Annotated in this window: 20 protein-coding genes and 1 tRNA gene; 7 read left to right on the forward strand and 14 right to left on the reverse strand. The window is 72.7% G+C overall.

The annotated features are described in order from the left end of the window. Position 1 precedes the first annotated feature (1 nt). The 7 genes from ADJ73_RS15195 to selA form a co-directional block, all read right to left on the reverse strand. Positions 2 to 1366 (reverse strand): glutamine synthetase family protein, encoded by a 1365-nt coding sequence (locus ADJ73_RS15195; protein ID WP_050348966.1) that lies wholly within the window; start codon positions 1364 to 1366, stop codon positions 2 to 4. Next, positions 1363 to 2121: a FadR/GntR family transcriptional regulator gene (locus tag ADJ73_RS15200; protein ID WP_050348967.1), complete on the reverse strand. Its 759-nt coding sequence runs from the start codon at positions 2119 to 2121 to the stop codon at positions 1363 to 1365. Before ADJ73_RS15200 ends, ADJ73_RS15195 begins: the two co-directional genes overlap by 4 nt. Before the next feature lie 14 nt (positions 2122 to 2135). Then, complete coding sequence (locus ADJ73_RS15205) at positions 2136 to 3668, reverse strand: amino acid permease (protein WP_050348968.1); 1533 nt, start codon at positions 3666 to 3668, stop codon at positions 2136 to 2138. Between the two features lie 159 nt (positions 3669 to 3827). Next, positions 3828 to 4931, reverse strand: coding sequence for a branched-chain amino acid aminotransferase (locus tag ADJ73_RS15210; protein ID WP_050348969.1), 1104 nt, complete (start codon positions 4929 to 4931; stop codon positions 3828 to 3830). A gap of 111 nt (positions 4932 to 5042) precedes the next feature. Beyond that, positions 5043 to 6113 carry a 3-isopropylmalate dehydrogenase gene (locus ADJ73_RS15215; RefSeq protein ID WP_050348970.1) on the reverse strand — a complete coding sequence of 357 codons (1071 nt, stop codon included), beginning with the start codon at positions 6111 to 6113 and terminating at the stop codon, positions 5043 to 5045. Positions 6114 to 6356: 243 nt separating this feature from the next. Then, a complete protein-coding gene (selB, locus tag ADJ73_RS15225) occupies positions 6357 to 8132 on the reverse strand; it encodes a selenocysteine-specific translation elongation factor (RefSeq protein ID WP_367379587.1) in 1776 nt (591 codons plus the stop codon). Continuing rightward, on the reverse strand, positions 8129 to 9460 hold the full coding sequence (gene selA / locus ADJ73_RS15230) for an L-seryl-tRNA(Sec) selenium transferase (RefSeq protein WP_050348972.1): 1332 nt from the start codon (positions 9458 to 9460) through the stop codon (positions 8129 to 8131). Before selA ends, selB begins: the two co-directional genes overlap by 4 nt. 138 nt (positions 9461 to 9598) lie before the next feature. On the opposite strand from selA, the gene ADJ73_RS15235 reads away from it, so the two are divergent. Then, positions 9599 to 10366 carry a hypothetical protein gene (locus ADJ73_RS15235; protein ID WP_050348973.1) on the forward strand — a complete coding sequence of 256 codons (768 nt, stop codon included), beginning with the start codon at positions 9599 to 9601 and terminating at the stop codon, positions 10364 to 10366. 47 nt (positions 10367 to 10413) lie between these two features. Next, positions 10414 to 11217, forward strand: a complete 804-nt coding sequence (locus ADJ73_RS15240; RefSeq protein ID WP_050348974.1) for a hypothetical protein — start codon at positions 10414 to 10416, stop codon at positions 11215 to 11217. Between the two features lie 141 nt (positions 11218 to 11358). Here the strand turns inward: ADJ73_RS15240 and ADJ73_RS15245 are convergent. Then, positions 11359 to 11454, reverse strand: a tRNA-Sec gene (locus ADJ73_RS15245). Between the two features lie 60 nt (positions 11455 to 11514). On the opposite strand from ADJ73_RS15245, the gene ADJ73_RS15250 reads away from it, so the two are divergent. From ADJ73_RS15250 to ADJ73_RS15260, 3 genes are read left to right on the forward strand one after another with little or no spacing between them, the layout of a single operon-like run. Then, on the forward strand, positions 11515 to 11802 hold the full coding sequence (locus ADJ73_RS15250; RefSeq protein WP_050348975.1) for a DUF7218 family protein: 288 nt from the start codon (positions 11515 to 11517) through the stop codon (positions 11800 to 11802). 20 nt (positions 11803 to 11822) lie between these two features. Then, positions 11823 to 12812: a selenide, water dikinase SelD gene (gene selD, locus ADJ73_RS15255; RefSeq protein ID WP_082177046.1), complete on the forward strand. Its 990-nt coding sequence runs from the start codon at positions 11823 to 11825 to the stop codon at positions 12810 to 12812. 11 nt (positions 12813 to 12823) lie between these two features. Continuing rightward, entirely contained in the window at positions 12824 to 13234 is a 411-nt protein-coding gene (locus ADJ73_RS15260) for a rhodanese-like domain-containing protein (protein ID WP_156188257.1), read from the forward strand. 20 nt (positions 13235 to 13254) lie between these two features. Here ADJ73_RS15260 and ADJ73_RS15265 read toward each other — a convergent pair whose 3' ends face one another. The 5 genes from ADJ73_RS15265 to fdh form a co-directional block, all read right to left on the reverse strand. Further along, on the reverse strand, positions 13255 to 14595 hold the full coding sequence (locus ADJ73_RS15265; RefSeq protein ID WP_050348978.1) for a hypothetical protein: 1341 nt from the start codon (positions 14593 to 14595) through the stop codon (positions 13255 to 13257). Between the two features lie 97 nt (positions 14596 to 14692). Next, the gene (locus tag ADJ73_RS15270) at positions 14693 to 15952 is read right to left on the reverse strand and encodes an L-lactate MFS transporter (RefSeq protein WP_050348979.1); all 1260 of its coding nucleotides are present in this window, start codon (positions 15950 to 15952) and stop codon (positions 14693 to 14695) included. A gap of 117 nt (positions 15953 to 16069) precedes the next feature. Continuing rightward, complete coding sequence (gene nrfD, locus ADJ73_RS15275; RefSeq protein ID WP_216593650.1) at positions 16070 to 17158, reverse strand: NrfD/PsrC family molybdoenzyme membrane anchor subunit; 1089 nt, start codon at positions 17156 to 17158, stop codon at positions 16070 to 16072. After that, positions 17155 to 18108 (reverse strand): 4Fe-4S dicluster domain-containing protein, encoded by a 954-nt coding sequence (locus tag ADJ73_RS15280; RefSeq protein ID WP_050348980.1) that lies wholly within the window; start codon positions 18106 to 18108, stop codon positions 17155 to 17157. The genes nrfD and ADJ73_RS15280 overlap by 4 nt, the downstream gene beginning before the upstream one ends. Further along, positions 18108 to 21509 (reverse strand): formate dehydrogenase, encoded by a 3402-nt coding sequence (fdh, locus tag ADJ73_RS15285; protein WP_172669738.1) that lies wholly within the window; start codon positions 21507 to 21509, stop codon positions 18108 to 18110. Before fdh ends, ADJ73_RS15280 begins: the two co-directional genes overlap by 1 nt. Before the next feature lie 88 nt (positions 21510 to 21597). Between fdh and thpR the strand changes: the two genes are divergently transcribed. Further along, on the forward strand, positions 21598 to 22167 hold the full coding sequence (gene thpR / locus ADJ73_RS15295) for an RNA 2',3'-cyclic phosphodiesterase (RefSeq protein ID WP_050348982.1): 570 nt from the start codon (positions 21598 to 21600) through the stop codon (positions 22165 to 22167). Between the two features lie 97 nt (positions 22168 to 22264). Here the strand turns inward: thpR and ADJ73_RS15300 are convergent, their stop codons facing one another. Then, positions 22265 to 24793: an alkaline phosphatase family protein gene (locus tag ADJ73_RS15300; RefSeq protein WP_216593651.1), complete on the reverse strand. Its 2529-nt coding sequence runs from the start codon at positions 24791 to 24793 to the stop codon at positions 22265 to 22267. Positions 24794 to 24985: 192 nt separating this feature from the next. Between ADJ73_RS15300 and ADJ73_RS15305 the strand changes: the two genes are divergently transcribed. After that, positions 24986 to 25849, forward strand: coding sequence for an aminoglycoside adenylyltransferase domain-containing protein (locus tag ADJ73_RS15305; RefSeq protein ID WP_050348983.1), 864 nt, complete (start codon positions 24986 to 24988; stop codon positions 25847 to 25849). The last annotated feature ends 76 nt before the right edge of the window (positions 25850 to 25925 follow it).

Below are 25925 nucleotides of genomic sequence, written 5' to 3' on the forward strand. Positions count from 1 at the left end.
GTCACAGCCTCTCGAATCCTCGGATGCGTTCCCAGTCGGTCACGGCGGCGCCGAACGCCGCCAGCTCGACGTCCGCCGCGTGCACGTAGTGGTCCACCACGTCGTCCCCGAGCAGCCGTCTGGCGAGCTCGGACCCGGCGAACCGGTCCCGCGCCTGCTGCAGCGTGGCGGGCACGTGCTCGGCGCCGGACGTGTAGGCGTTGCCCTCGAGCGCCGGTGGCAGCGTGAGCTGTTCGCGGATCCCGTGCAGGCCGCCCGCCAGCATGGCCGCGGTGGCGAGGTAGGGGTTCACGTCGCCGCCGGGGACGCGGTTCTCGACCCGGATGCCCTGCCCGTGGCCCACCACCCGCAGCGCGCAGGTGCGGTTGTCGGTGCCCCAGGCGACGGCGGTCGGCGCGAAGGATCCCTCGGCGAACCGCTTGTAGGAGTTGATGTTGGGCGCGTAGAGGACGGTCAGGTCCGCCATCGTCTCCAGCACCCCGGCCATGAAGTGCTCGAACACCTCGCTGCGCCCACCCTCGCGGTCGGGGTCGGCGAAGACGTTGCGTCCCGCCTCGTCCTGCAGCGACATGTGGATGTGGCACGAGCTGCCCTCGCGCTCGTCATACTTGGCCATGAAGGTGAGCGACTGGCCGTGCCGGCCGGCGATCTCCTTGGCCGCGGTCTTGTAGACCGTGTGCGTGTCGCAGGTCCGGTGGACCTCCTCGTAGCGGAACACGATCTCGTGCTGGCCGAGGTTGCACTCTCCCTTGGCGCTCTCGACGATGGCGCCGCTGGCGTACATGGCGTTGCGGATGTCGCGCAGCAGCGGCTCGACCTTGGCGCCGCCGAGGATGGAATAGTCGACGTTGTAGCGGTTGGCCGGCGTCAGGCCTTGGTACCGGGCGTCCCAGGCCTGCTCGTAGGTGTCCTCGAAGACGATGAACTCCAGCTCGGTCCCCGCGAAGGAGCGCAGTCCCAGCTCGGCCGCGGCGTCCTGCTGGGCGCGCAGCACGGTGCGGGGCGCCTGACGGACCAGGCCGGTGCCGTCCATCCAGGACAGGTCGCACAGGATCGTCGCCGACCCCGGGCACCCCGGCGTGCGCCGCAGGCTGGCGAGGTCGAGGTCGAACATCATGTCGCCGTAACCCTTCTCCCAGGAGGAGATGGCGTAGCCCTCGACGGTGTTCATCTCCACGTCCAGGGCGAGCAGGTAGTTGCACCCCTCGGTGCCGTCCTCCAGCACGTGGTCGAGGAAGAACTGCGGGTGCAGCCGCTTGCCGAGGAGCCGGCCCTGCATGTCGGGGAAGGCGACGACGATCGTGTCGATGGTGCCGTCCTCGCACTCCTGCCGCAGCTGGTCCAGGGTCAGGGTGGGTGCTTTCACGGGGTGCCTCCTGGGTGCGTGGTCGGGTGGGCGAGCAGGCCGCGCAGCAGGGCCGCCGTCTTGTCGCAGTGCTCCTCGGCGAGCTCGCGGGCGTCCTCCGGCTCGCCGGACAGGATCGCGTCGACGATGGCTACGTGGTCGGCGTTGGAGTGCTCGATGTTGCGGGGCAGGACCGGTATGGCGGCCAGCAGCTGGTGCAGCACCGACTGCGACCGGCTCACCGCCTCGACGAGCGAGGCGCTGCCCGACAGCCCCGCGATCGCGAGGTGCAGGCGCGAGTCCGCCTGCCGGTGCTCGGCGTTGTCCCGGCCGCTCGCCTCGGCCACGTCGCGCAGGCACTCCTTGAGCCAGCCCCGGTCGGCTGCGGGGAGCGCCCGGGAGGCAGCGAGGTAGGCCGTGCCCGGCTCGACGACCCGCCGGAAGCCCAGGACGTCCTCGAGGTCCGTCGTGACCCCGGCGAGGCCCGCCGACCCGGCGTCGTGGACGGCCCAGTCGTAGGTGACGAAGCTGCCGCCGCCGCGACCGCGCCGGGTCTCGACCATCCCGAGGTCCCGCAGCGTGGCGATGGCCTCCCGCAGCGTCACGCGGGACACCCCGAGCCGGGTCGCGAGCTCGCGCTCCGGCGGGAGCTGGGAGCCGGTGGGCAGCACCCCCAGCCGCACCGCGGTGGCGAGCTGCTCCACGGTCGCCTCGAAGGCCTGGCCCTCCCGGACCGGGCGGAGCACGACCTCGGGGACCAGGTCCTGCGCGGTCATCCTGCTCGGCTGCGTCACCGGAAGATCTCCGACGGCTGGACGGTGTCGTGGTGGCCCGGGTCCTCGCGCATGAAGTGCTTGCGGCCGCCGAGCAGCCAGGTGGCCCCGGCGAAGACGAGCACGATGGCGACGGCCACGGGCGCGTAGTTGAAGGTGTCGATGGTCACCGGGGAGGCGGGCGGCAGCATGAAGAGGATCACGATGAACGCCACCCAGCCGACCGCGACCCACCCGACGAGGGCGCTCCAGCGGCCGAGATTCCACTTCCCGGGCACGAAGTCCGGGTTGATGCGCCGCAGCAGGACGGGCGTGACGTAGGCGATGTAGAGCCCGATGACGGCGATCGACGTGACGGCGAGGTAGGCCGTGGTGGAGACCAGCGAGGGGCTGGTCAGCACGATCGCCATGGCGGTGACGAGCCAGATGGAGTTGGTCGGCGTGCCGGTGCGCGGGTTGACCTTCGACCACCACCGGGACCCGGGCAGCGCGTTGTCACGGCTGAAGGCGAAGGACATCCGGGAGGCGGAGGTCACGCACGCCATACCGCAGAAGAACTGGGCCACCGCGCAGATCAGGACCAGCATCAGGCCGACCGCGTGCCCCGTGGCGTCGATGAAGATCTGCGCCGGCGGCAGGCCGATCTCGGTGCCGACCGCCTTGTCGTAGTCCTGGATGGCCGAGGTCACCGCGAGCAGGAGGATCCAGCCCGCGACGAGGGACACCAGGACCGAGTTGACGATGCCCTTGGGGGCGTTGACGGAGGCGTTGCGCGTCTCCTCCGCCACGTGCGCCGACGCGTCGAAGCCCGTGAACGTGTATTGGGCCATCAACAGACCGATGAGGAAGACGTAGAGCGGGTTGCCCCACCCGGTGTTGTTGACGAAGTGGGTGAGCGTCCAGCCCGGCGACTGGTGGTGGTCCGGCACCAGTGCGAGGACGACGAAGATCACCGCGGCGCCCGCGAGGTGCCACCACGCGGAGACGGCCGAGAGGATCTGGACCAGCCCGACGCCGAAGGCGTTGAGCAGGCCGTGGAGCAGCAGGATGACGCAGAAGCACACGAAGGTCGTGAGCGGCGTGACGTCGACGCCGATGGTCAGGTCCAGGAAGGCCATCCACGTCGTGGCCGCGCCGAAGTCGACCGCTGCGGTGACGGCGACCTCGCCCAGGAAGTTGAACCACCCCACCACCCAGGCCCACTCGCGCTTGTGGGTGCGCGCCAGCCGGCCGGCCCAGAAGTAGAGCCCGCCCGCGGTCGGGTAGACCGAGCAGACCTCGGCCATCGCCAGCGCCACGCACAGGACGAACACCCCGACCAGCGGCCACCCGAGCGAGATCGCCACGGGGCCACCGGCATTCATGGCGATCCCGAAGGACGTGATGCAGCCGGACAGGATGGAGATGATCGAGAACGACACCGCGAAGTTGCTGAAGCCGGACATGGTCCGGTTGAGCTCCTGCTTGTAACCCAGGGCCGCGAGCTGCGCGGCGTCGTCCTCGCTGTAGTCGGTGTCGTCCCGGCGGGCGAACAGTCGTCGAGCAGCCACGGGGCATCCCTTCTGGCTCAGGGGACCTCGCCGTCAGGGGCGGGGTGGACCCATTGAACCGGATGCCCGGGGCCGCGTCAATGGTCTGATCGCAAACCTTTGATCAGACCAGCGGGGTCAGATCGGGCGAGTCCGACCCGTCGAGTCAGACCACGAGAGTCAGACCAGGCGGGTCAGCCAGCCGTGGGTGTCCTCGGCGCGGCCGTACTGGATGTCCAGGAGCTGGTTGCGGATCGACAGCGCGATCTTGTCGTCGGAGGCGGCGGTGCGGTGGTTGACCGAGCCGCCGTTCCAGCGCAGCTCACCGACGGGCGTGATGACCGCGGCGGTGCCGCAGGCGAAGACCTCGGCCAGCTCGCCGGACTCGGCCGCGTCCTTCCACTCCTGGATGGGGATGCCGCGCTCCTCGGGGGTGAGGCCGAGCTCCGTGGCGATCTGCAGGATGGAGCTGCGGGTGACGCCCTCGAGGATCGAGCCGGTGAGCTCCGGGGTCACGAGCCGCCCGTCGCGGTAGACGAGGAAGAGGTTCATGCCGCCCAGCTCCTCGATGTACTCGTGCGTCGCGGAGTCGAGGAAGACGGCCTGGTCGCAGCCGTTCTCGATGCCCTCGAGCTGGCCGGCGAGGCTGGAGGCGTAGTTGCCGCCGCACTTGGCGGCGCCCGTGCCGCCGGCGCCGGCCCGGGCGTAGTCGGTGGAGATCCACAGCGTGACCGGCTCCAGGCCGCCGGAGAAGTACGCGCCGGCGGGGGACGCGATCACGGCATACGTGACGTCGCGGGCGGGACGCACGCCGAGGAAGGGCTCGGAGGCAAACATGAAGGGGCGCAGGTAGAGCGAGGTCTCCCCCGCCCCGGCGGCCGGCACCCACGCCTCGTCCGCGGAGACCAGCGCGGTGATGGAGGCGAGGAAGTCCTCGGTCGCGAGCTCGGGCAGGGCGAGCCGGCGGGCGCTGCGCTGCATCCGGGCGGCGTTGGCCTCCGGGCGGAAGCACCACACCGAGCCGTCGGCGTGCCGGAACGCCTTGAGCCCCTCGAAGACCTCCTGGGCGTAGTGCAGCACCGCCGCGGCGGGGTCTAGCTGGAAGGGACCGTAGGGGCGGATGGCGTCGTCGTGCCAGCCCTCGTCGGTGGTCCAGGTCGCCACGGCCATGTGGTCGGTGAAGGTCTTGCCGAATCCGGGGTTGGCGAGGATCTGCTCGCGCTCGGCCTCGGGCACCGGGGTGGTGGTGCGCTCCAGCGGGAAGGACAGGGACGGCGTCGTCATGGGGTGCTCCTTGTCGCACGGGGATCGCCTCGAAGGCTACCGCGCCATCCGAGACCAGGATCTACCTGAGGTGGGCACATCGGCCTGGGGTGCTGACCCGGGCCGACGTGACTACCTCAGGCAGGTCACGATGGCGCGGCCGATCTCCTCGGTGGACCGGGCCGAGCCGTCCCGGGCCTCCAGGTCGGCGTGGACGGCCTGCTCGACGCGGGCGGCGAGCTCGTCGTGGCCGACGTGCCGCAGCAGCAGCGCGACGGACAGGATCGCGGCGGTCGGGTCGGCCTTGCCCTGCCCGGCGATGTCGGGCGCCGAGCCGTGCACGGGCTCGAACATCGACGGGTTGGTGCGGGAGGGGTCGATGTTGCCGCTGGCGGCGAGCCCGATGCCGCCCGAGACGGCGGCGGCGAGGTCGGTCAGGATGTCGCCGAAGAGGTTGTCCGTCACGATCACGTCGAAGCGCCCGGGGTCGGTCGTGAGGAAGATCGTGGCGGCGTCGACGTGCAGGTAGTCGACAGTGACCTCGGGGAACTCGGCGGCCACGGCCTCGACGGTCCGGCGCCACAGGTGCCCGGCGTGCACCAGCACGTTGTGCTTGTGGACCAGCGTGAGCGTGCGGCGGGGACGCCCCTGCGCGCGGGCGAAGGCGTCGCGCACCACCCGCTCCACGCCGTAGGCCGTGTTGACGCTGACCTCGGTCGCGATCTCGTGCGGGGTGCCGACGCGCAGGGCGCCGCCGTTGCCGACATACGGCCCCTCGGTGCCCTCGCGCACCACCACGAAGTCGAACCCGTCCGGAGCGACGCGCTCCAGGTCGAGCGGGCTCTGCGCCCCGGGGTACAGGATGGACGGCCGCAGGTTGACGCAGTGGTCGAGCGCGAAGCGCAGCGGCAGCAGCACCCCCCGCTCCAGGACCCCGGAGGGCACGCTCGGGTCGCCGATCGCGCCGAGCAGGATCGCGTCGTGCCCGCGCAGCGCGGTCAGGTCCGCCTCGGTGAGCGTCTCACCGGTCTCGTGCCAGCGGCGCGCGCCGAGATCGTATGTCGTCGTGCGGATCTCGACCTCAGCGCTGTCGGCCACCGCCTGCAGCACCCGCAACCCCTCGGCCACGACCTCGGGGCCGATGCCGTCACCCCCGACGACGGCGAGGTCGAGGGTGGTCGGTGCTGCTGGCTGGCTCGTCATGCCACCACCCTAGGAGGGTCGTCTCAGTCCGCAGACGCACGTCTCAGGATGTGACGACGCCCCGAGCAGCGATGCTCGGGGCGTCGTGCGGAGGAGGGATCAGCGACCGTCAGAGGTGTGGCCCTGCTCGCGCAGGTCCATCGACTCCTGAAGGGCGCGGCGGACGGCGATCTGCTCTTCGGACATGGCTCGAGGATCCGGCACGTCCTAGCATCTGGTCACTCCGTCTCACGATGCAGACGGCTAGCGCACGACCTGACGGTGGGTCGGGTCCGTGCGGCGGGTCCAGCCGCGCGCGTCCAGATGCTCCAGCAGCGGGATGACGACCCGCCGCGTCGTGCCCAGCGCCTGCCGGGCCGCACTGGTCGTGAACGGCTGCTCCAGCCGGGCCAGCTCGCGCATCGCCCGGGCCGGCCCGGTCGGCAGCAGCACGATGTCGTCGACCAGCCGCACGACGCGCCCGGCCGCCTCGGCCGCCGCGAGCTGCCGGGCGCCCAGCCCCCAGGCGTCGAGCTGACCGCGCTCGGGCGCGGCGAAGGGGCTGTCCGCCAGCTGCTGCTCCAGGGCGCGCAGCCCGGCCTCGGCCGGGCCCAGCGACGGCGTGGTGCCGGGGCGACTGACCCGGCCCTCGCTGGTGTCGAGGTCGGCGGCGGCGGCCACCTCACGCAGCACGGCCAGGTCGGGAGCCCCGAGGTGCCGCCGGGCCTGCTCCATGGGCACCCAGGGGTCCATGGGGTGCTCCTGCCGGCGGCGCTCCACGAGGGCCAGCAGGTCGGCCTGCCACTGACGCCAGGCCCGCTCCGACACGAGCCACTCGCCGACGCGGAGCACGCCCGCCAGGTCGGCCCGCAGCTCGCTCGGGCCGACCCCGAGGGCGGCGAGCTCGCGCGGGAGCATGGCGCCCCGACGGTCGACCTCAACGGCGACGTCGACGCGGGCGTCGGCGATCGCCAGCGACTCCGCCCGGCGGCCCGCGGCGCCGCGCCGCGCGAGCTCGGGAGGGTCGGCGTCCAGCACGGTGGCCCCGGCCACGACGACCCGGCGCCCCGGGTCGCGGACGATGAGCCGGTCCCCGGCCTGCAGCGGCAACGCCTCGGGCAGCCGCAGCCGCGCGAAGCTGCCGCCGAGCGGTCGCACCCGCGCCGACCAGGCGCCCGACCCGACGTGCACCATGACGTCGAGGGGCAGCCCGGTCACGTCGACGCCGTGCACGTCGACGTCGACCTGGTCGGTCAGGTGCCACGCCTGCGGGGTCAGCAGCACCCCGCCCCGGTGGACGTCCTGCGGGGCGACCGAGCGCAGGTTGACGGCGACGCGGGCCCGCGCCGGCACCATGTCGTAGTCCTCGCCGAGCGCCTGCAGCCCCCGCACCCGCACCCGGCGACCGCGCAGCTCCAGCTCGTCGCCGACGCAGAGCGTCCCCTCCCCCAGCGTCCCCGTGACCACGGTGCCCGCGCCGGCGATGGTGAACGACCGGTCGATCCAGAGCCGGACCCTGGCTGCCTGGTCGGGCTCGGGCAGCCGCGCCACGAGGCGCCGCAGCGCCGAGCGCAGCTCCTCGATGCCCGCGCCGGTCTGCGCCGACACGGCGAGCGCCTCCACCTCGCCCAGGCTGGAGCGGGCGACCCGCTGGCGCGCCTCCGCGAGCGCCGGGCCCGGGTCGGCGAGGTCGCTGCGCGTGACGACCAGCAGCCCGTGGCGCAGCCCGAGCGCGTCGACGGCGCCGAGGTGCTCCTCGCTCTGGGTGCGCCACCCCTCGTCGGCGGCGACGACGACCAGCACGGCCGGCGACGGACCCAACCCGGCGAGCATGTTGCCGATGAAGCGTTCGTGGCCGGGCACGTCGACGAAGGCCAGGCGTTCGCCGGAGTCCAGCGACGCCCAGGCGAATCCGAGGTCGATGGTCATGCCGCGGCGACGTTCCTCCGCCCAGCGGTCGGGCTCCATCCCGGTGAGCCGGCGGACCAGCGTCGACTTGCCGTGGTCGACGTGCCCGGCGGTGGCGACGACGTGCATCATGCCCGGCTCGCCACCTCACGGATGGCCCCGGCGACCTCGCCCAGCCGGTCCGGTGGCAGGCAGCGGACGTCGACGAGGGTGCGGCCGGCCTCGACCCGGGCGACGACCGGTGGTGAGGCCAGGCGGAGGCGGTCGGCATACGACTCGGGCAGCGCGAGCGCCCACCCGGGGAGCGGGAGACCGGGGGCGGCACCGCCGCCCACCCGCCCGGCCGAGGGGACGACCTCGACCGGGAGCTGCCCTTCCACCAGGGACGCGAGCTGCTCGGCCCGCGCGCGCAGCTCAGCCTCGTCGGCGTGGATCGCGACGCTGGTCGGGGTCGTCGCAGCGTCCAGCGTCGCGGCCAGCGCGGCCAGCGCGAGCTTGTCCGCCCGCAGCGCCCGCTGGAGCGGATGACGGCGGAGGCGTTCGACCGTGTCGGCGTCCCCGAACACCAGGCCGGCCTGCGGGCCGCCGAGCAGCTTGTCCCCGCTGCAGGTCACCACGGTCGCGCCGGCGCGCAGCGCGGTGGCCGCGTCGGGCTCGTCGGGCAGCGCGGGGTCGGGGGCCAGCAGCCCGCTGCCGGTGTCGGCGACCACGGGCAGCCCGAGGGTCGCGAGCTCGGTGATCGTCGCCTCGCTCGTGAACCCCTCGACCCGGAAGTTGCTGGGGTGCACCTTGAGGATCGCGGCGGTCCGCTCCGTCACCGCGTCGGCGTAGTCGGCCAGCCGGGTGCGGTTGGTGGTGCCGACCTCGCGCAGCCGCACCCCGGTGGACTCGAGCAGGTCGGGGATCCGGAAGCCGTCGCCGATCTCGACCATCTCGCCGCGGCTCACCAGCACCTCGCGCCCCTGCGCGAGGGCCGTCAGCGCGAGGACGAGAGCGGCCGCGCCGTTGTTGACGACCAGGACCCCCGCGGCGTCCGGCACCCGCCGGGACAGCGCGTCCAGCGTCTGCCGGCCGCGCCGGGCCCGCACGCCGGAGGCGAGGTCCAGCTCGACGTCGGTGCAGCCGGACGCCGCGACCAGCGCGTCGACGGCGTCGGGCCCCAGCTGGGCGCGACCCAGGTTGGTGTGCAGCACCACGCCGGTGGCGTTGAAGACCTCGGTGGCCGCCCGCTGGTCCTCGAGGGCCTGCCGCGCCGCGGCGACCACCTCGTCCGGCGCGATCTCGCCCTGCCTCGCCCGGTCCTGGGCGGCCCGGACGGCGGTACGGACCGCCGCCCTCCCGCGCCGCGCGACCACCTCGGCGAGCTCGGGTGCCGCCAGGGCCGCGTCGGTGCGCACGATCCCCCGCCGGGGGTCGCCCGAGGCAGGGGGGACGGCTCGAGCGAGGTGCTGGGGGCTCATGCTCCGAGCCTATGCCGCCCGGCGGTGGAGGGCAGCGAGCGCTCGTTTCACCCCACTCTTGCACTCTGCGTAACCTTCCAGCACTCTCGGTAGTTGGACTCAGCAGAAGGCCCGTGACGACGCCCAGGAGGACCCGCGGTGAGAGCGACCCCACGCACCTTCGCCCTGGCCGCGACCCTGCTGCTCGCCGCCCTGGGCGCAGGCTGCAGCGCTCCCCCGGCCCCGGCCGCCGAGGGCCGAGGCGTGCTCGCCGCGCCGGCCGCCCCGACCCTCGCCAGACCCGCCCGTATGGCGCTCCCAAGCCCGCCTCCCGCCCCGCTGCCCACCCCGCCGCTGCGGACCGCGCTCGAGGGCCGCTCATGCGACGAGATCGTCCGCGCCGTCAACGGATCCGCAGCGCGGTGCGTGGACGTCGGCGACCCGGCGCTGCGGGCCCAGACCGTGGCGGGCGGCGACGTCACGGTCGGCCTGACCGACGAGGACCAGCACGTCGTCGTGCTGCGGGAGCTCTCCACCGAGGACACCTACCTGGTCGCGATGCACGAGCGTGGGCACCAGGAGCTGCGGCAGCGGTGCGACACCTGGACCTGCGGGGACCGACTGACCGCGGCCCTCGGGACGACCCGCGGGGCGTGGGCCGACGGTCCGTACTTCGACCGCGTGGCGGAGATCGCGGCCTCCACCTGGGCGCGCTGCCACGGCGCGGACAACCCGCGCTACGGGTACCGCCTCAGCTGCACCGACCTCGCGCGCGCCCTGGACACCGAGGCGACCGCGCGGGAGCGCTCGGCCGAGCAGCTGCGCGAGTTCGACGCCGCGTGGGCGCGCTACCACCAGGCCTACGAGCGGTACCGGGCGACGCAGGCGGGGGTGCTGGGGGCACCGGCCGCCGCGACATCACACTGATAGACACGCTAAGTGACATTTGATTACTTTGCGTACATGATGGAGACATGCCCTCCTTCACCCGGTTCACCCGTTTCCTCCTCGCCGCGCCGCGACCTGCCCGCACCGCCCGGCCTCGCCTCATCGGCCTCACCACCCCATCCCGCGCCCGCTCGGCCGCTGCCCTCACCGCCCTCGGTCTCGCGCTCGGCCTCGGGTCCCCCGCCCACGCGGCCGCCGCTCCCCGCCCCAGCGCCGCCCGCGCGGTCTACGCCCCGGGCACCTGGGTCAGCCAGCTGCAGTCCACCCAGGTCATGGTGGCGGACCGCACCGCCGGCACCCGTGGCACCTGGGCCCGCTACTCCTGGAACGGATCTCGCTGGGTCCGCGTGGACAGCCCCGCCGCCGCCGTCTTCGGCCGCGGCGGCGTCGTCCCGTCCGCACAGCGCCGTCAGGGCAGCAACGCCACCCCGGCGGGCACCTTCGGTCTGGTCACCGCCTTCGGCGCGGGCAACCCGGGCACCCGCATGCCCTACCGCACCGTCACCGGCTGCAGCTGGTGGATCCAGGACCCGACCCAGCGCGACTACAACCGGTGGCGGGAGTCCTGCGCCCTGCCCGCCGGCGTGGCCGGACGCTCGGAGCACCTCGCCGACTACGTCCGGTCCGGGCTCTACCGCCAGGCCGTCGCGATCCGCTACAACTACACGACCCCCAACCGCTACGGTGCGCACTCCGGCGCCGGGATCTTCCTGCACTACGCCCAGAGCTACACCGGCGGCTGCGTCGGCATCACCAGCATGGCCGAGCTGACCGCCACGGTCCGCTGGCTCGATCCGGCGCGCCAACCGGTCATCGTCATCAAGGCCTGACCCCGCGGCACACATCGTGGAGATCGGGGAACCTCGGTAGCGCCATGGGGACGCGGGGTTCCCCGATCCCGTGCCGTCCCGACTGGTCGCACCGCCGGGTCGCCCCGCCGGTCATCGCGACCGGCGGGGCGTTGTGGCTGGTGGCGGAGGCGGACGGGAATCGAACCCGCCTGCGACGGATGCCGCCGCACACCGGTTTTGAAGACCGGGAGGGCCACCAGGCACCTGTACGCCTCCGCCGCAGATCGTACCTGCCGAGGGCCCCACCGGCGGGGCGGTCCGGAGTACGGTCGAACCATGGCACCGAGCAAGCAGGACCGCAGCGAGGACCCCGGCCCCAGCGTCAAGGACAAGGAGCTCTACGAGACGCTCCGCGACGAGGGCAACAGCAAGGAGAAGTCCGCCCGCATCGCCAACGCCGCCGCCAGGGACGGGCGTTCGGCGGTCGGCGAGCGTGGCGGGGAGCACGGCAGCTACGACGACTGGACCAAGGACGACCTGCTCCGGCGCGCCCGGGAGCTCGACATCGAGGGGCGGTCGTCGATGACCAAGGAGGAGCTCGTCGACGCCCTGCGCCGGCACTGAGCCGTTCTACAGTGGCGGGCATGACCCTTGCCTCTCCCGTCCGGCTGACCCAGACCGCCCACGGCGGCGGCTGCGCCTGCAAGATCCCGCCCGGCGAGCTGGAGGAGATCGTCAGCGGCCTGGTCGGCGTGAGCTCCCCGCACCTCGTCGTCGGTCTGGACGACGGGGACGACGCCGCCGTGGTGCGGATCGGGCCGGGGCAGGCCGTCGTCGTCACCACCGACTTCTTCACCCCGGTCGTGGACGACGCCTACGACTGGGGGCGCATCGCGGCCGCCAACGCCCTGTCCGACGTCTACGCCATGGGCGGGCGGCCGGTGGTGGCCGTCAACCTGGTCGGCTGGCCGCGCGAGGTCCTGCCCGCCGAGCTGCTGCGGGAGGTGCTGCGCGGCGGGCTCGACATCGCCCGCGAGGCCGGGTGCCCCGTCGGCGGCGGGCACTCCATCGACGACCCGGAGCCGAAGTACGGCCTGGCCGTCACCGGCCTGGTCGACCCCGACCACCTGCTGCGCAACGACCGCGCCCGCGCCGGGTTGCCGATCTCGCTGACCAAGCCCCTCGGCGTCGGCGTGCTCAACAACCGCCACAAGTCGACCGGCGAGGTCTTCCCCCAGGCGATCGCGTCAATGACCACGCTCAACGCCGAGGCCGGTCGCGCCGCGGTGGCCGCCTGCGCCGAGGCCGCCACCGACGTCACCGGCTTCGGCCTGCTCGGCCACCTGCACAAGATGATGCGCGCGTCCGGGGTCTCGGCCGTCGTCGACGCCGCGGCGGTCCCCTACCTCGACGGCGCCCGCGAGGCGCTGCGCGACGGTTATGTCAGCGGCGGCACCCGCCGCAACCTCGACTGGGTGCGCCCCCACCTCGCGTCGTCGGTCGATGAGGACGAGCTGCTGCTGCTGGCCGATGCGCAGACCAGCGGCGGGCTGCTGGTCGTCGGCGAGGTTCCCGGCGCCCCGGTGATCGGCGAGGTCGTCCCGCGCGGCGAGCACACCCTGACCGTCCGATGACAGACCGTCCGATGACGGACCGCCCGCGCGGCATCGAGGCGCACCTGACCGCGGCGAGACGTGGTCTGACGCGGCTCACGCCGCGCGAGGCGTATGCCGCCCAGCAGGCCGGGGCGGTCCTGGTGGACACCCGCACCCCGGAGCAGCGCGCCGAGACCGGTGAGGTCCCCGGCGCGGTCGTGATCGACCGGACCGTCCTGGAGTGGCGGCTCGACCCGACCTTCGCGTGGCGCATCCCGGAGGCGAGCAGCTGGGACACGACCTACGTCGTGCTGTGCCGGCAGGGCTACAGCTCGAGCCTCGCGGCCCGGTCGCTGCAGGACCTCGGGCTGCGCAACGCGACCGACGTGATCGGGGGCGTGGAGGCGTGGGTCGCCGACGGGCTCCCCCTCACCAGGGCCGCGGCCGACGTCCGCCGCTGACGACCGCCGCCGACGACCGCTCAGGCCAGCTCCTCCTTCACCCACCGCCGCAGCCCCGCCTCGAACGCCCCCGCGTCGGGGAAACCCGCTGCGGGATAGGGGTTGTCGTCCCCCCGCCGGTCCGCGCGCAGCAGCTGGAGGGTCCGGGCGAGGCCGGCGGTGGCGACGGCATACGCGCAGGCGGCGTAGGCCGTGGCGTAGGCGCCCGCGACCGTGTCGTCGGTGCCGCTGTCGAAGACCAGCTGGCCCAGGTGGTGGATCGGTCCGTCGAGCGCCGTGGCAGCCGCGCCGAGATGATCCAGGTGCAGCTCCTCGTCGCCACCGGTGTCGACGAAGCCGGCGATGCCCTCGTCCGCCCACGGCAGGCGCGCCTCCCCACCCCACGCCGTGGCCAGGTAGGCGTGGACGCTCTCGTGGGTCGCCGTGGCCCGCAGCTCGTCCTCGTCGTCGAGCACGCCGGGTTCCAGGACGATGCGGGCGGACACGCCCGGGCGGTCGGAGCGGGGTTGCTGCTCCGCGTCGCGCTCCGGCAACCCGCGGGTGAAGCCGGCATAGCTCGCCTGCGGGCTCGACACGACACCGCCGTGGTAGTCGAACAGCGTGCGGTGCTCGAGCGTGGGCACGGCCACCAGCAGCTGCTCGGGCGGGACCGCCACGCCCCCGGAGCCGAGGACCTGGATGGTTCGGCGCACCCCGTCCTCGACGATGGCCAGGGCCCGGCGGCACGCGGCTGCGTCCCGGTAGGCCGACGTCAGCAGGGCCACCCGGCGCCCCCGCAGCAGCCGCGTCGGCCCGTCGTCCCAGAGCTGGCGGTAGTCCCCGACGTAGCGGGTCGTGGTGCCGAGGTCGCCGTCCAGCACCCCGCCCCAGTCGCCGAAGACCCAGCGGCCGTCGTAGCGGACCACGGGAGCGCCATACCACTCCTGCACCGGTGCCCGGTCGATGCCGGTCAGCTGGTGACGGAAGGCGAAGGTCCACGGCTGGCCGGCCCCGGGGTCCGCCCACCCGTCGATGCCCGACACCGGCTGGAGCCCGCGCACGCGCATCGGCAGCGCCCGGACGCTGTCGAACCACGAGGCCGCCGCAGCGCGAGCCGAGCCTGCGTCGCCGGACAGACAGTCCAGGAAGGCCTGGCGGTCCCCGCGCTGCAGCGCCGTGCTCATCCGCGCCACGAGCGCCTGGACGTCGGGGACGCCCGGCTCGGTGGCAGCCGCGGTCGCAGACGCGGACCCGCTCGGGCTCGACGTGGCGCCGGCCGCCGTCGCCGGGGCACCGTGCCCTGCCGCGGCGCAGCCGCTCAGCGCCGCGAGCAGCGGCAGCACGAGGACGGTGCGGCGGTCCAGGTGTGGCGTCGTGGGCACGACGTCACTGCAGGACCCGGCCCGAGGTGCCGCGGGAGGCGGTCCGGACCGTCACTCCCCCGGCGCAACCGCGCCGCGCCGGGGGTCGGTCGAGACGTCAGTCGCGGCGAGGAGCCTTGGTGATCAACGGGATCGCGGCGCCGACCAGCGCGATGATCCCGACGACGGTGTAGGCCAGCGTGTAGTTCTTGGTGCTGCCGATGAGGGCGGCCACGAGCAGCGGGCCGGCGACCCCACCGATGGACCAGCCGATCAGCATGAGGCCGTAGATGCCCCCGGCGTGCTTGACGCCGAAGAACTTGCCGGCAGTGGACGGCATGGTCCCGAAGCCACCGCCGTAGCAGGTGTAGATCACGGCCGCGAGGACGGCGAACAGGATCGGGCTCGTGGCGTGCGGCAGGGCGATCAGCGCCAGCCCCTGCAGCCCGAGGATGCCGATGAAGGCCGGCATCTTGCCGATCCGGTCGGACAGCCAGGCCCAGAAGATGCGGCCGGCGCCGTTGAACAGGCCCATGATCCCGACGAGGCTGCCCGCTGCGATCTTGGAGTAGCCGGCGATGTCGGTGGCGCTGCCCGCGGCGATGGAGATCAGGGAGATGCCGGCGGTCACGCTCAGCGTCAGGATCAGCGTGAGGAGGTACCACTGCGGCATCCGCAGCGCCTCGGCCTGGGAGTAGGACGCGGTGGCCTGCGCCGTGCTGGTGGCGTCCTTGGCGGGGGCGCCCGCGACGCGGTAGTCGGCCGGCGGGTTGCGGAAGATGGAGGCGCCGAGGACCCCCGCGACGAGGTAGGCGATGCCGAGCCACAGGAAGGGCGCGGTCGGGTGCGCCGGGTCGGCCTCGATCATCCTGGTCGCGAGCGGCGCCGTGACGACGGCACCGAAGCCGAAACCACCGACGGCGAGACCGGTGATGAGGCCGGCCTTGTCGGGGAACCACTTCTGCAGCATGGCGATCGGGACGATGTAGGCCATGCCGAGCCCGAAGCCGGAGATCAGGCCGTAGCCCAGCACCAGCAGCCACAGCTGGCCCGCGTCCTTGGCGAAGGAGCTGAGGATGATGCCGATCCCGTAGATCACGACACCGGTCAGCGCGACGGTGCGGGGTCCGCGCTTGTCCTGCAGCCGCCCACCTACGAAGGAGCCGACGAAGATCATGCCGATGGCGACCTCGAAGGGGATCGCGGCCTGGCTCTTGCTCAGGTGCAGCGCGGACGCGTCGGCCTGCAGGGCCTTGGCGAAGACGCTCCACGCGTAGATGGCGCCGATGGCCATCTGCACGAGGACTCCGCCGAGGACGAGCAGCCAGCGGTTGGGTCCGGTGGTCGCCGGAGCCCCGGCGGTGGTGGACGAGCTCATCGGAGGGCTCCTTGGTGGTGGGTCGGGGGGATGGTGTCGTATGCCGGCCCGCGGGGATGCCGCGGGCCGGGGTCGCCGGCGGCGGGGTCGCCGGCAGGTGGCTGAGGCCGGAGCCGGTCAGCCCATGGTGCGTTCGCCGCGCTCGAGGCGGGCCCGCTGCGGGACCACCGTGTAGCGGGGGTCCTTGGCCGAGTCGATGCCGGCCTCGAAGATCGCGAAGCGGGTGCAGACGGACCCGGCGAGCAGCGCCAGGCCCGCCACGACGGCGGCCGGCCTGCTGCGTCGCGCGGCCACGGCCGTCAGCGCGGCGCCACCGATGGTGCAGATCTTGCTGGCCTGCCACCACCGACCGGGCCGCCCCTCGTGCAGCAGCTCGGCGCTGATCCCCATGGAGTGCTCCATGATCTGGGCCGAGCCGAGCTCCCACAGCGCTCCCCCGACGGCGAGCCGGCGTGCCGGCCAGGTCTCGTCGTGGGGGGCGGCCACCAGGGCCATGCCGGCCGCGGCGGCCCCCGCCGACCCGGCGAAGACCATCGGCAGCTCCTTGTAGGCGCTGTGCCACCCGGGGGTGGCGGTGTTGCCCAGGAGCACCGCGGTGTAGGCGGCGAGCGGCGGGGAGAAGAAGGCCGCACCGAGACCGGCGGGCCGACCGACCCAGCCGAGCAGCCGGGCGAGGGGCTGCAGCGGGGCGGGCAGCGACCGCTCCAGCGGCCCCGCGAGCTCGGCGACGGCGGCGACCCCGGCGAGCGGGCCGTAGCCCGCGAGGATCCACGACCCGACGCTCATCGGCGAGGTGAGGCGCACGATCCGGAGCATGTTGAGGAAGCGCTCGGGGCGCCCGAGGTCGTGGATGAGCAGGTAGGTCGCGCTGCCGATCGAGACCAGCGCCGTCCACCGCGCCTGCCGCCGCAGCCCCGGCATGTCCATGAGGTCGGCGCCCGCGGCGAGCAGCGACGAGCCCGCGGCGAGGCCCCCGACGAAGAGGTACTCCGGGATGTCGTGGGTCCACGGCGCCGGCTTGACGATCGGCCGGTCGTAGTAGGAGGTGAACGCGGCGTCCGGCACCATCGCGGCCTCGCCGCGGTCGTTGCCGGCGAAGCGGCGCACCCCGAAGAGCCCGGAGCCGACCCGGCGGCGTCGGCGCTCCCGACGCTGCTCCTGCGGCCACAGGCCCTCGCGGCTCTCCTGCTGGGCGGGCGTGGTCATCGGCGGCCTCCGAGGAAGGACAGGGCCACGCCGACGAGCAGGGTGAGGCCCCCGACGCCGCCCTTGCGAAAGATGTCAGCCAGGTCCTTGGTCGTGACCACGGGGTCCGGGGGCAGGCCGTAGACCTCCGGCTCGTCGAGCAGCAGGAACATCGCGCCGGTGCCGCCGACCCCGTCGTGCGGGTCGTCGCCGTACATCCGCGCGGAGGTGTAGCCCTGCTCGTGCAGCGCGGCGACGCGCTCGCGGCCCCGCTCGCGCAGCTCCACGACGTCGCCGAACTGGATGGACTCGGTCGGGCAGGCCTGGGCGCACGCCGGCGTCTGCCCCGCACCGATCCGGTCGTAGCACAGCGTGCACTTCTGGGCGATCCCGGCGTTGGTCACCTCGCCCTTGGCGCCCGGCCGGCGCTCGATCACGCCGAAGGGGCAGGCGGGGACGCAGTAGCCGCAGCCGTTGCACACGTCGTCCTGCACCACCACGGTGCCGAACTCGGTGCGGAACAACGCGCCGGTCGGGCACACGTCGAGGCAGCCCGCGTGGGTGCAGTGCTTGCAGACGTCCGAGCTCATCAGCCAGCGGAAGTCGGGCACGCCCTCGGCGGTCTCGGGCTGCTGGGGCGCCGGCGACGGGTCCAGGTCCGCGCCCCGGACGCTCGGCATACCGAGGTCCACGGGCTGACGCCCGCGCACGGTGTCGTCGGCGCGTCCCGGCTGCTCGATGAACTTCACGTGGCGCCAGGTGCTCGCGCCCAGCGACCGGGAGTTGTCGAAGGACGACCCGAGCAGGCCGATGCCGTCCTCCGGCAGCATGTTCCACTCCTTGCACGCCACCTCGCAGGCCTTGCAGCCGATGCAGACGGACGTGTCGGTGAGGAATCCCTTGCGGGGCGGGGCGTCGGACCAGCCCGCGTCCGGGGCCGGGTCCAGCGGCCCGAAGAGGGAGTTGGGCATCAGCGGCCACCATCCTTGTCGTCGACGCCGGACTCGGAGGCACCCTTGACATCGGTCCCGCTGTCCTCGCGCTCCTTGGCGTGCATCTCGTCCACCTGCTCCTTGTGGTCGACGTCCGCCCCGGAGCGCAGGTCGTTGCCCGTCTCCTCGGTGACGCCGGCCCGGGTGCGGTAGGACCTCACCAGCTCGAGCAGCTCCGGACCCCGCGGCCGGCGCCCGGCGCGGATGTCGCAGGCACCCACCTTGGACTCCTGGATCAGCACGTTGGGGTCGAGGGCCACGCCCATCAGGTCGTTGACCGAGTCGCCGGACACGATCGCCCCGGTGCCGCCGGTCGCCCAGTGGTAAGGCAGCCCGATCTGGTGGAAGGACCTGCCCTGCACCGTGAGCGGCTTCATGCGGTGGGTGACCATGACCCGCGCCTCGATCGCCGACCGGGGCGAGACGAGCGTCGCCCAGCCCAGGTGCTCGAGACCCCGCTCGGCCGCCAGCTCCGGCGACACCTCGCAGAACATCTCCGGCTGCAGCTCGGCCAGGTACGGCAGCCACCGGCTCATGCCGCCGGCCGTGTGGTGCTCGGTCAACCGGTAGGTCGTGAAGACGTAGGGGTAGACCTCCGGGTGCTCGCGCGCCGCGTCGTCCTCCGGCGGCAGGCCGCGGGCCGGAGCCGTGAGGTTGTCCTCCCGCTCGTAGACCTTACGGGTCGGGCTCGCCTGCTGGGTGTAGAAGGGGTTGCCGACCCGGCCCTCCTGCGGCTCGTAGTGCGACGGCAGCGGACCGTCGAGCAGACCCTTGGGCGCGAACAACCAGCCCTTGCCGTCCGCCTGCATGACGAAGGGGTCGTCACCGGCGAGGGCGTCGGGACCGCTCGCTCCCTCGGGGGGCCGGTAGGACGGCGCCCGGTCCGGGATGAAGTCGGGCACGTCCTTGCCCACCCACCGGCCGGACTCCTCGTCCCACCAGATGTGCTTCTTGCGCTCCGACCAGGGCCGCCCCTGCGGGTCGGCCGAGGCGCGGTTGTAGAGGATCCGCCGGTTGAGCGGCCAGACCCAGCCCCACTCCAGGGCCGTGCTGTCCTGCTCCTGGCGGGGCTTGCGGCGGGCGGCCTGGTTGACGCCGTCGGCGAAGACCCCGGTGTAGATCCAGCACCCACCCTCGGTCGAGCCGTCGGCCTTCATCTCCAGGTAGGTGTTGAGCGGCTGGCCGGCCTTGTCGCCGGTCAGGTGGCGCCCGTTGATCTCCCGCAGCACCGCCTCGGCGTCGACCTCGCCGTGCTCGTTGACCGGGTAGTCCCAGGTCAGGTCCAGCAGCGGACGGTCCCGCTCCTCCGTGGAGGTCGCGAGCCGCTCGCGCAGCCGCACCCCGACCTCGTGGAAGAAGTCGAGCTCGCTCTGGGCGTCGCCGGGCGGCAGCACCGCCTGCTCGCGCCACTGCAGCATCCGCTGGGTCTGGGTGAACGTCCCGGCCTTCTCCACGTGGGAGGCCGCCGGGAAGAAGAACACCTCGGTCCCGATGGTCTGCGGGCTGCGCTCGCCCGACTCGATCTCCGGGGAGTCCCGCCAGAACGTCGCGGACTCGATGAGGCGCAGGTCGCGGACCACCAGCCACTTGAGGTTGGCCAGACCGTCCCGCTGCAGCCGCCCGTGGGCGGACGCGACGGCGGGGTTCTGGCCGAGCAGGAAGTAGCCCTCCACCTTGCCGTCCACCATGTCCATGGTGGTGCGGTAGGTGCCGTGGTCCCCGGTGAGGCGCGGCAGGTAGTCGAAGCGCCAGTCGTTGTCGGCGGTCGCCGAGTCGCCCCACCACGCCTTGAGGAGGCTGACGGCATACGTCTCCGCGTTGGACCAGAAGCCCTTCTGGTCGTCGGAGGAGATCGTGCCGAGGTAGTCCGAGAGGCTCTCGTGCACACCGACCTTGGGCATCGGCAGGTATCCCGGCAGCAGGTTGAACAGCGTCGGGATGTCCGTCGACCCCTGGATGGAGGCGTGACCGCGCAGCGCCATGACGCCGCCGCCGGGGCGACCGACGTTGCCGAGCAGCAGCTGGATGATGCACGCGGTGCGGATGTACTGCGCGCCGACGGAGTGCTGGGTCCACCCGACCGCGTAGCAGAACGACGTGGTCCGCTCGCGCCCGGAGTTGTCCGTCATCGCCCGCGCGACGTACTCGAGGTCCTCGCGCGAGATGCCGCACGACTGCTCGACCACCTCGGGGGTGTAGCGCGCGTAGTGGCGCTTGAGGACCTGGAAGACGCACCGCGGGTCCTGCAGCGTCTCGTCGCGGGGCACCCGCTGGGCGCCCGGCAGCGTCGGACCGCCGGACCCGTGCTCGTCACCGGCCGCCCGCTCCTTCTTGGACCCGCCGCCCTCGTCGGAGGCCTCGCCGGACTCGGCATACAGCCACGTCGTGGTGTCGTAGCTGGCCGTCTCCGGGTCGTAGCCCGAGAAGACGCCGTCGAGCTCGTCGACGTCCTGGAAGTCCTCGCGCAGCAGGAAGGACGCGTTGGTGTAGGCCTTGACGTACTCCTCGAAGTAGAGGTCGTTGGACAGGATGTAGTTGATGATCGCGCCGAGGAAGACGATGTCGCTGCCGGCGCGGATCCCCACGTGGCGGTGCGCCAGCGCCGAGGTCCGGCTGAACCTCGGGTCGACGTGGATCACCGTGGCACCGCGGCGCTTGGCCTCGGTGACGTACTGGAACGCCACCGGGTGGGCCTCCGCCATGTTGGAGCCCTGGATGACGATGCAGTCAGAGTTGGCCAGGTCCTGCACGAAGTTCGTGGCGCCGCCACGACCGAACGAGGCTCCCAGACTGGGAACCGTGGCGCTGTGTCAAATACGGGCCTGGTTCTCGATCTGGATCGCGCCCATCGCGGTGAAGAGCTTCTTGATGAGGTAGTTCTCCTCGTTGTCGAGGGTCGCTCCTCCGAGGCTCGCGATGCCGAGGGTGCGGCGCAGCGGACGGCCGTCCTTGTCCTTGTCCTGCCAGGTGCGGGCGCGCGTGTCGACGATGCGGTCGACGACCATGTCGATGGCCTCGTCGCGGGCGATCGGCTCCCACTGGGTGGCGTAGGGGCGCCGGTAGAGCACCGTGGTCTGCCGGTTGGGCGCGTTGACCAGCTGCTCGCTGGCAGATCCCTTGGGGCACAGCTTGCCCCGCGACACCGGCGAGTCCGGGTTGCCCTCGATCTGGACGACCTTGCCGTCCTTGACGAAGACCTTCTGCGCACACCCCACCGCGCAGTAGGGGCACACGCTGTGGGCGACCGAGTCGGCCGTCACCGTGCGCGGCGTGAGCTGGGCGGTCCGCGCCGACTGCGCGGCCGCTCCCCGACCGAGGGGATCGCCACCGGTGAGCTGACGCACCACCGGCCACGACAAGAACGTCTTCTTCGCGTCCATCAGGCCTCCTTCGACGCCGACACCATACGTCGGATGAGGCGCCCGTGCCGCGCTGCGCGACCAGGATGTCGGCTGCCATGCTGGGGCCATGCGTCGCGGCACCCGGATGTTCCTGGCCATCGTCCCTCCCGAGGAGGTGCTGGCCGAGCTCGAGACCTTCCTGGAACCCCGGGTCGACGCCGACCCGGACCTGCGCTGGAGCCGTCCCGAGCAGTGGCACCTGACCCTGGCGTTCCTGCCGTCGGTGTCCCCCTCGTCCGTGGACCGGATCGACGAACGCCTCGACGAGATCGCCACGCAGCAGGAGCCCTTCGACCTCACGCTGCGCGGCGCCGGGGCCTTCCCCGGGACCGCGGACGCCCGGGTGCTCTGGCTCGGCGTGGACGACCCCCTCGACGGCCTGGCGCCGCTCGCACGGCGGTGCCGGTCGGCCGCCAACGGCGCCGGCACCCAGGTCGAGGGCGGCGCCTTCCGCCCCCACCTCACGGTGGCCCGGCTAGCCCTCCCCCGGGACGTGCGCCGCTGGCTGGAGGTGCTCGAGACCTTCACCTCCCTGACGTGGACCGTGACCGACGTCGTGCTCGTCGAGTCCCACCTGGGCGAGGGCCCCGGGGGGCGGCCCCGCCACGTCGAGCGGGCCCGTTACCCCTTCGGCTGACCGAGCAGGGCCGGGCCGTATGGCGGGCGGTTGCTGCGCCTCGCCATACGGCCCGTCCCTGGCTCAGGGGCTCAGAGGCTCAAGGGTGATCGCGGACTCAGTCGTCGCCCTCCGCTGCGGGCTTGCCCGCTGCCTTGGCGTTGGCCTCGGCCGCAGCCTCCGCCGCACGCTCCGCCTTGGCCGTGTCACCGAGCAGGTCGTGCTTGGGCGCCGGCATGGTCGCGTCCTTGCCCTGGACCGACTTCCAGATCGCCTGGTTGAAGGTCTGCTCGTCGATCTGGTCCTCCTTGGTGAGGTCCTGCTTGGCCGAGACGGAGGCCATCGGCGCCGTCGCACCGTTGACGGTGGTCATCGGGTAGGTGGGCCGGATCACCTGGTAGGGAGCGAGATTCGCCTTGGTGGTGAAGGAGGCGCTCATCGGGGTGGAGTAGTCGTCGAACTGCGTGAGCGGCCCGATCCCGGCGAAGAGGCCGATGGTGCGGACCATCGACGCGGTGGAGTAGAAGGTCGAGTCGACCTTGCCGGTCTGGGAGTAGGGGCTGATCGCCACGGCCAGGGTGCGGTGGGCGTCGACGTGGTCGGGGCCGTTCTGCGCGTCGTCCTCGGTGACGAGGATCGTCGTGTCCTGCCAGTAGCGCGAGTGCGACACGGCGTCGACGAGGCGGCCGAGGGCGTAGTCGTTGTCCGCCACCATCGCCTTGGGCGTCGGCTGGCCGGCCTTGGTGCCCGAGGTGTGGTCGTTGGGCAGCCGCACGAACTGCACCGTCGGCATCTTGCCGTTGGTCTCCCAGGTGCGGAAGCTCTTGAGCCACCGGTCGACCCGCGGCTCGAGGCAGGTCGCCTTGAAGGTGCCGGACGAGTCCGGGCAGGCCAGGTCGTAGCCCTGGAACTTGTGGTCGGTGCGCGCGTTGAGCACCGGGTCGTCCGCGTGGAACTCCCCGCCCACCGGCGACACGTAGAACCCGAAGTTGGCGAACGAGACCTTGGCCTTGTCGAGGCGCTGCCACAGGTAGGAGTTGTTCGGATCCTGCGCGGCGTTCTCGGGGTTGCCGTTCTCCGACGGGTAGGGCGCCTTGCGGCCGGAGTAGTTGGCCGGCCACATCTGCTCGGCGAACGGGTTGGAGTTGGCCTGAGCGACCCAGTTCCAGCCGTTGGCCGAGACCTCGGCGTCCGCGTAGAAGTTGTCGATCGTGGTGAACCGCCGGGCGAGCTCGCGGGTGTTGGGCGCGGACTCGTCACCGAAGAGCGTCAGCGAGGGGTCGCCGTTGCCCTTGCCCACCGAACCCAGCACCTGGTCGTAGGTGCGGTTCTCCTTGACGACGTAGATGACGTGCTTGATCGGGGACTTCTGGCCCGGCTTGCGCGGCACCACCGCGCCCTTCGCCTCGACGGCGGCGTTGTTGCGCTCGACCTCCTGGGTCAGGTGCGCGAGCTGCGCGGTCGTGGGGACGGGGAAGGTCGTGAGCGTGCCCTCCATCATCGACCCGGTGTACTTCTGCGGGTCGGTCTTGGTGGTGGCCTCCGGGTTGGGCATGCCGGGCCCGTCGTTGGGTCCGGCGCCGAGCCCCTTGGCGTTGGTGATGTGCAGGGTGCCGCCGTCGACGACCACCTGGCTGGGGTACCACCCGGTCGGGATCAGCCCGTCCACCCGGCCCTTGGCGACGTCCACGACCGCGACGTCGTTGCTGCCGGACAGGGTGACGAAGAGCCGCTTGCCCGTCGCGTCCAGCGCGAGGCCGGTGGGGTTGGACCCGATCTGCGACTTCTTGGGCGAGACCTTGATCGTCCTGACGGTGGCGTCGACGTCGGTGCGGACCACGCTGACCGTGTCGGCGTCCCCGTTGGCGACGTAGAGGGTCTTCCCGTCCGCCGACAGGACGGACTTGTTGGGGTGCAGCCCGACGGCGACCGTCTTGGTCAGCTCGGGCGCGGCGCCGGTCAGGTCGACCACGCCGACGGAGGAGGCGCCCTGGTTGGTGACGTAGGCCTTGCGGCCGTCCTTGGACACGGTGACGTACATCGGCCGGTGACCGGCGGCGACCGTCTGCTGGGCGCGGGTGGCCAGGTCGACGACGGTGACGGCGTTGCCCAGCTGGTCGGCGACGACCAGGCGCTTGCCGTCGGGGGTGGTCGCGAGGCCGGCCGGGAAGAGGGTGACGGCCTTGCCCTCGGGGCTCATGGTGGGCAGGGCGATCGGGGCACCCTCGGTGAGCTTGGCGCCGTCGAAGGTGAGGACGCGGATCTTGCTGTTGGCCGCCGCGGCGCTGGCGTAGGCGGTCTTGCCGTCCGGGCTCCAGGCGACGCCGACGTAGAGCGACTCGGGGGTGGGGTAGGACAGGGTCTGGGTGACCGTCCCGGTGTCGGTGTCGACGAGCTGCAGGCTCTGCACGCCCTGCCCGTCGTTGGTGACGAGCAGGTGCCGCCCGTCGGGGTGCATCGCGGCGTTGAGGGGGAGGTTGCCGAGGGTCGTGCTGCGCCCGGCGGGCACGATCCACTGGCCGATGGAGTTGACGGCGGTGCCGTTGTCGCGCGGTCCGGCCGTCTTGTGGAGCAGAGCGTAGGCACCGCCACCGCCGACCAGGGTCAGGGCGAGGGCACCACCGATGACTGCGTTGCGTGTCTTCATGGCCACAGGTGTACGCCTGCTAGACCAACCTTCAGACTCCGTCCAGGTGAACGTCTGTGAACCGTTGTTCCCAGGTTGGATGACATAGGCCGCCCTTCCCCCCTGCCCCTCCTTTCCGCGATCGTGGACGGTTTGGGCGCCCTGGCGACACAACCCGTCCACGATCTGGGGGGTTGTGATGGGGTGGGCCGTATGACGACCCCCTGGCAGCCGCTCGCCGACCACATCACCGGGACCCTCACCAGCGCGCTCGGAGGTGCGGGTGGGGCCGCGGGCGGGAATGAGGGTGGGGCCGGCGGTGGTGCCGGTGGTGGTGGGGCTGGCGGTGGTGGTGCCGGCGGCGGCGGTGCCGGCGGCGGCGGTCTCGTCGGGGTCTACCTGCACGGGTCGGCGGCGCTCGGCGGCTGGGTGCCCGGCCGCAGCGACCTGGACCTGCTGGTGGTGGTCTCGGACGACCTGCAGGACGACCTGCAGGCCGACCACGACTGGCGCGAGCTCGCGCGGACGTGCGTGACGGACCTGGGCGCCGACGAGTCACGGATCCCCGTGGAGCTCAGCATGATCCGCCGGTCGTTGGCCGAGTCCCCGCGCGCACCGTGGCCGTTCGTGGTGCATGCGACGACCCGCACCGCGCGCCAGCAGGATCCGCTGGTCGTCCTGGACGACGGCGCCGGCGACCCCGACCTGGCGCTGCACCTCGCCGTGACCCGCGCCGCCGGGGTCGCGCTGCACGGCCCGGCCCCGGCGGAGCTCGTCGGCGAGGTGGACCGCGACGACGTGCTCGCCCAGCTGTCGGCCGAGCTCTCCTGGGGCGTCGACAACGCCGACGAGGCCTACGCCGTGCTCAACGCCTGCCGGGCGCTGCGGTACGCCGAGACCGGGGAGCTCGTCAGCAAGGTCGCGGGCGGCGAGTGGGCGCTGCAGCAGCGCCCCGAGCACGACGTGGTGGTGCGGCGGGCGCTCGACGCGCAGCGGCGCGGCATACGGCTGGAGGGCGCCGGGATGGCTGGGCGCGCTCTCGTGCAGGACGTCCTCGACGACCTCACCTGGGCCTGACCCGACCTGCCCGGGGTAGCCACGCTGGAGGGTTCCCACCTCGCGTGCCCTCCCGTTGAGAGGCGAAAGATGGGGG

The sequence above is a fragment of the Arsenicicoccus sp. oral taxon 190 genome (genome assembly GCF_001189535.1).
Lineage (GTDB): Bacteria > Actinomycetota > Actinomycetes > Actinomycetales > Dermatophilaceae > Arsenicicoccus.

Bases quoted from the DNA above. Each gene is read 5' to 3' on its own strand.
- ADJ73_RS15200 (WP_050348967.1), bottom strand. From the start codon at position 2,121: ATGACCGCGCAGGACCTGGTCCCCGAGGTCGTGCTCCGCCCGGTCCGG.
- ADJ73_RS15210 (WP_050348969.1), bottom strand. From the start codon at position 4,931: ATGACGACGCCGTCCCTGTCCTTCCCGCTGGAGCGCACCACCACCCCG.
- ADJ73_RS15215 (WP_050348970.1), bottom strand. From the start codon at position 6,113: ATGACGAGCCAGCCAGCAGCACCGACCACCCTCGACCTCGCCGTCGTC.
- selB (WP_367379587.1), bottom strand. From the start codon at position 8,132: ATGATGCACGTCGTCGCCACCGCCGGGCACGTCGACCACGGCAAGTCG.
- selA (WP_050348972.1), bottom strand. From the start codon at position 9,460: ATGAGCCCCCAGCACCTCGCTCGAGCCGTCCCCCCTGCCTCGGGCGAC.
- ADJ73_RS15240 (WP_050348974.1), top strand. From the start codon at position 10,414: ATGCCCTCCTTCACCCGGTTCACCCGTTTCCTCCTCGCCGCGCCGCGA.
- ADJ73_RS15250 (WP_050348975.1), top strand. From the start codon at position 11,515: ATGGCACCGAGCAAGCAGGACCGCAGCGAGGACCCCGGCCCCAGCGTC.
- selD (WP_082177046.1), top strand. From the start codon at position 11,823: ATGACCCTTGCCTCTCCCGTCCGGCTGACCCAGACCGCCCACGGCGGC.
- ADJ73_RS15260 (WP_156188257.1), top strand. From the start codon at position 12,824: ATGACGGACCGCCCGCGCGGCATCGAGGCGCACCTGACCGCGGCGAGA.
- ADJ73_RS15270 (WP_050348979.1), bottom strand. From the start codon at position 15,952: ATGAGCTCGTCCACCACCGCCGGGGCTCCGGCGACCACCGGACCCAAC.
- nrfD (WP_216593650.1), bottom strand. From the start codon at position 17,158: ATGACCACGCCCGCCCAGCAGGAGAGCCGCGAGGGCCTGTGGCCGCAG.
- ADJ73_RS15280 (WP_050348980.1), bottom strand. From the start codon at position 18,108: ATGCCCAACTCCCTCTTCGGGCCGCTGGACCCGGCCCCGGACGCGGGC.
- thpR (WP_050348982.1), top strand. From the start codon at position 21,598: ATGCGTCGCGGCACCCGGATGTTCCTGGCCATCGTCCCTCCCGAGGAG.
- ADJ73_RS15300 (WP_216593651.1), bottom strand. From the start codon at position 24,793: ATGAAGACACGCAACGCAGTCATCGGTGGTGCCCTCGCCCTGACCCTG.
- ADJ73_RS15305 (WP_050348983.1), top strand. From the start codon at position 24,986: ATGACGACCCCCTGGCAGCCGCTCGCCGACCACATCACCGGGACCCTC.